General features: G+C 67.3%; 6 protein-coding genes. 2 read left to right on the forward strand and 4 right to left on the reverse strand.

Going from position 1 to position 3959, the window contains the following annotated elements; all coding sequences use genetic code 11:
• Window positions 1–22: 22 nt before the first annotated feature.
• From ACZ4XD_RS37235 to ACZ4XD_RS37245, 3 genes are all read right to left on the reverse strand, one after another.
• A complete protein-coding gene (locus ACZ4XD_RS37235) occupies window positions 23–586 on the reverse strand; it encodes a hypothetical protein (protein ID WP_468049988.1) in 564 nt (187 codons plus the stop codon).
• Entirely contained in the window at window positions 583–1077 is a 495-nt protein-coding gene (locus tag ACZ4XD_RS37240) for a DEAD/DEAH box helicase family protein (RefSeq protein WP_468049989.1), read from the reverse strand. Before ACZ4XD_RS37240 ends, ACZ4XD_RS37235 begins: the two co-directional genes overlap by 4 nt.
• A gap of 100 nt (window positions 1078–1177) precedes the next feature.
• On the reverse strand, window positions 1178–1753 hold the full coding sequence (locus ACZ4XD_RS37245) for a hypothetical protein (RefSeq protein WP_468049991.1): 576 nt from the start codon (window positions 1751–1753) through the stop codon (window positions 1178–1180).
• Window positions 1754–1849: 96 nt separating this feature from the next.
• Between ACZ4XD_RS37245 and ACZ4XD_RS37250 the strand changes: the two genes are divergently transcribed.
• Together ACZ4XD_RS37250 and ACZ4XD_RS37255 are read left to right on the forward strand one after the other, a co-directional pair.
• Window positions 1850–2617 carry a transposase gene (locus ACZ4XD_RS37250; RefSeq protein WP_468049992.1) on the forward strand — a complete coding sequence of 256 codons (768 nt, stop codon included), beginning with the start codon at window positions 1850–1852 and terminating at the stop codon, window positions 2615–2617.
• Between the two features lie 80 nt (window positions 2618–2697).
• Entirely contained in the window at window positions 2698–2967 is a 270-nt protein-coding gene (locus ACZ4XD_RS37255; RefSeq protein ID WP_468049994.1) for a DUF3376 domain-containing protein, read from the forward strand.
• Between the two features lie 487 nt (window positions 2968–3454).
• Here ACZ4XD_RS37255 and ACZ4XD_RS37260 read toward each other — a convergent pair whose 3' ends face one another.
• Window positions 3455–3883, reverse strand: coding sequence for a hypothetical protein (locus ACZ4XD_RS37260; protein ID WP_468049995.1), 429 nt, complete (start codon window positions 3881–3883; stop codon window positions 3455–3457).
• Window positions 3884–3959 lie beyond the last annotated feature (76 nt).

Here is a 3959-nt window from a genome sequence, read left to right on the forward strand (position 1 = left end):
TGGCCGGTGGGGATCAGGACGGTCATGGCCGGGTCGGGTGCCCAGTGGGGGCGTTCTGGGCGGTCGTGGCGGTGCAGCGGCCCGCGCGCAGGAGGAGGAGAGCGATGGGGGCGAGGTCGCTGAAGACGTGGTCGAAGTCCACGTCAAGGGACTGTTCAACGACTTGGGTGGCGACCACGATCACAGGCCGCGGCGGTCGCTGGCCGCGGGCGCGGGTGTAGTGGCCGCTGGGGGTGGTGTAGGCGGGGCGGGGTTTGCCTGCCCAGTGTTCGAGTCGGCGGGTGATCGCGTCGCGTTGGCGGGCGGGCATGCGGGCGTGGAGGAGCTGCACAAGCGGCCGGTGGGCACCGGTCCAGGCTTGCCGCAGATGCCGGGCGGTGGCCTGGGCGTCAGCGACGGTGTTGCAGACGACGAGCGCGCACCCGGTGCCTTCACTGGTCATGGGCTGGAGGGTGCGGGCGATGGTGGCGAGGCGACTGTCGGCATTGGCCGAGGCGGCTGCGTGCTGAACACTTTGCGTGGTGATGGTGAGGGCGCGGGCACGGGTGGTGGGGAGGGTTTCGCTGGTGGTCACCTGGCCGGTCATGGCGTCCACGAACGTCCAGCCGGGCTAGGCGGGGTCGAGCGTGATGGGGATGGTGTGGCCTGCGCCGCGGCGAGACAGGTGGCGATGATCCCTGTGAGCGTGGCGGACAGCAATACGACCGGGGTGCGGGTGTGCCCGAGCCATTCGAGGAGGCGTTCGGTGAGGCGGTGGCCGTACGCGTCGTAGGCATGGGCCTCGTCGATAATGACGGTCTTCCCGGTGAGGCCCAGCCAGCGCATGACGTTGTAGCGGACGGGCAGCGCGGCGAGCGCGGCGGTGTCCCAGGTGCCGACGGCCGCGCCGCCGAGGAGCCCGCGATGGCGGCCTCGAAGCCACTCCCCCGAAATCCTGACGGTTTCGGCACAGTTCGCGATCAGCGTGTCGTCGGTGGTCTTGGCGCTTTCTTCGAGCCACGCCATGGAGTGCAGGAGCCGCACGGGGATGAGAGCGACCTGGAGGCGTTGGACGTTTTCGACGATGCGGCGATGCATGGCGTTTGGTCGTGGCCATGGTCGGCAGGAACACACCTAAGGGCTGTCCCGCAATGATCGTGCGGAGCGGCGTTGCAGGTGGTTGCCGACTGGTCGTGGGTCAGCGCAGGCTGGTCGCCCATGCCGTGAGTGCGGCGAAGTCGTCGCTGGTAAGGCCGCAGCGGGGGTCGATCCGGTGCAGTAGGGCGGAGCCGCTGTGATGCTCCTTCACCCAGGCTCGATCCGCCTCGGTGATCTCGTCATCGATCCAGGCGAACGCCCGGCCTTGCCCCCACGCGACGATCTCCGGGGTCTTCCAGAACACACCGTCCCCGGGCTCGGCCCGCGGCGAGGGCCAGGCGATGAAGGGCAGCTCGGGCAATCCCAGGACCGGTGCGACGAAAGCGTTGGCTTCTTCCTCCCACGTTGTCGCCCACACCAGGTCGAAGGGGAGCGCATCCAATGCCGGGCCGTGGGCCGGATTGAGCCACACTCGCAGTGGTTTCACCGGCTTGTTCGGCAGCCCCCATTCGGCCAGCCGGCGCCGCTCGGCCGCCTCCCAGCGCGGCGTCAGAAGCCGGTGCGTCTCATAACCCTCGGGCCGTCGATGCGGCTTCGCGGCATACGGATTCAGAGGCCCGTCCACATCTACCAATAGCACCGGGCGCACCAGCCCACCCCCCTCACCGCTCTGCATCGCACGGTACTAGCTGATGACGAGACCGCCCAGCGAAATCCTGGCAGGTAGCGATCTCCGTGAGTCTGGCCTCCGAGGCAGTGCGACGATCTTGATGTGACAGCAGTGATCACGGCGTCGGAGCCGTCTTGGATAGCCCCGTTCACCGGCCTGAATCCGCGCGCCTTCCGCAAGCTGATCACGATGCTGCGCCGCGAAGGAGCCGAGGTGCTGCGGCCGGGACGCCCATGGTCGCTGCCGTTGGAGGACCGGGTGCTGCTCGTCGCTGCCTACTGGCGAACCAACCTGACATTGAGGCAGCTCGCCCCGCTGTTCGGCATCTCGAAGTCCGCAGCCGACCGGATCGTTACCCGCACCAGCCCACTGCTCGCACTCAAGCAGTGGCAACGATTCCCCGAGGACACGGTGCTCATCGTGGACGGCGCTCTGGTCCCTACCCGCGACCACAGCATCGCCGAGCAGTCGAAGAACTACAGGTACTCCACCAATCACCAGGTCGTCATCGACGCTGACACCCCTCTGGTCGTCGTGATCGGACAGCCGATACCGGGCAACCGCAACGACTGCAAGGCATGGGCCGAGTCCGGCGCCAAGGCGGCCGTCGGGAAGACGACAACAATCTCCGATGGTGGCTACCCGGGCACCAGCCTCGTGATCCCGCATCGTCGTCCGGCCGGCAGTGAGCTATGTGACTGGAAGAAGGAGCACAACCGCGCCCACAAGCGCGTCCGAGCCCGGGTCGAGCACGTCTTCGCACGGATGAAGGCGTGGAAGATCCTGCGCGACTGCCGGCTCAAGGGTGACGGCGTCCACCACGCCGTGCTCGGCGTCGCCCGCCTGCACAACCTCCTCCAAGCCGCGTAATCGGACCACCGCCCCGGTTACCTGGCACGCTTCGGCCTACCTGAAGATCGATTACGGGACAACCCTTAGCCGTCGAGGTCATGACCCGGGTCCACGCTCCGCCGTCAAAGATCATCGAGCCGCTGACGCCAGACTTTAAGTTCCTCCGTCTGGGCCCCGACTCCATGAGCCCACTACTCAACGAGGACCGTTTCGCCGACATTGGCGACCGAAAGCTGTACGGGCTGCGGTTCCAGCACTTCGGCGCCTTCATCCACAGCCAATGGCGCCTCTCCGACTTCGCGTGGGGACGTATGGACGCCGCCCACCATCTGCTGCGGTTGTTCCAGATGCCCGATCATCGGGTGTGAGTAGTTGAGGTACAGAAAGTGCCGCTGAGATTGATCTTGGTCTGATCTGCCTACTGCGTGGAGGCTTCGAGCTGGCGGGGTACTGCGCTGGCGCGCAGCTCGCGCAGGTCCGGGATGTGGTTGTAGAGCGTGCCCGGCGAGACGCCGAGCAGTTTGGCGATCGAGGTGATCGAGCGGCCCGGGTCGGGCAGCAGGTCACGGGCGTGATGTCTTCCGGCTTCGGCCTGGCCTCAGCAGGCGCCACGAAGGGGGTGAGCTGCCAGCGATCTGTCCGCGGCACCAGCCGTCCACACCAGCCGATGATGACACCCTGACGGCTGCCCGCCTGCCGGACCACCGAGGACCGTCTTCCGACGTTGCCGGTCCTTGCCCCCGAAGAACGGCGGTAGCCGATCGCCCCTTCCTCTCAACTCCCTTTTCAGCCCTTACGGATTACCGGCTGCCTTACGCCGGCGATCAGCACCGTTCGCCGTCCGGGAGCGGCCCCTCAGTCAGCGCCTCCGGACAGGGTGAAGCCGCGGTAGCCGTCCCGGGCGGCGGCGTCGCACTCCGCCCGGTACCGGTCCAGGCCGCCCGTGTAGGCCAGGAATACCCGCGGCTTGCCGGGCACGTTCGCCCCCATGTACCAGGAGTCGACGGCCGGGTAGAGGGTCTGGGCGGCGAGGTTGGCGACGTGGGTGCACCAGTCCGCCTCGGCACGCGGGGTGGCGTCGATCTCGGTGATGCCATTCCGCCGCAGGTGGGAGATGCAATCGGTGATCCACTCCACGTGCTGTTCGATGGCCACCACCGCGTTGCTGAGCACCGATGGGCTGAGGGGCCCGATGACGGTGAAGAGGTTCGGGAAGCCGGCCGAGAGCAGGCCCAGGTGGTTTCGGGGGCCGTCGGCCCACTTCTCCCTAGGAGTTGTCTTCAAATGTCACGCCCACATCAGGAGCGATGCGAGGGTGACGGCGGCTTGGTAGGACTCGACGGTCTTGTCGTAGCGGGTG

This window comes from Streptomyces sp. NPDC029466 (genome assembly GCF_055574515.1).

Excerpts from the sequence above, each read along its gene's own strand:
- ACZ4XD_RS37240 (WP_468049989.1), bottom strand. The coding sequence starts at position 1,077 with ATGCATCGCCGCATCGTCGAAAACGTCCAACGCCTCCAGGTCGCTCTC.
- ACZ4XD_RS37255 (WP_468049994.1), top strand. The coding sequence starts at position 2,698 with ATGACCCGGGTCCACGCTCCGCCGTCAAAGATCATCGAGCCGCTGACG.
- ACZ4XD_RS37245 (WP_468049991.1), bottom strand. The coding sequence starts at position 1,753 with ATGCAGAGCGGTGAGGGGGGTGGGCTGGTGCGCCCGGTGCTATTGGTA.
- ACZ4XD_RS37235 (WP_468049988.1), bottom strand. The coding sequence starts at position 586 with ATGACCGGCCAGGTGACCACCAGCGAAACCCTCCCCACCACCCGTGCC.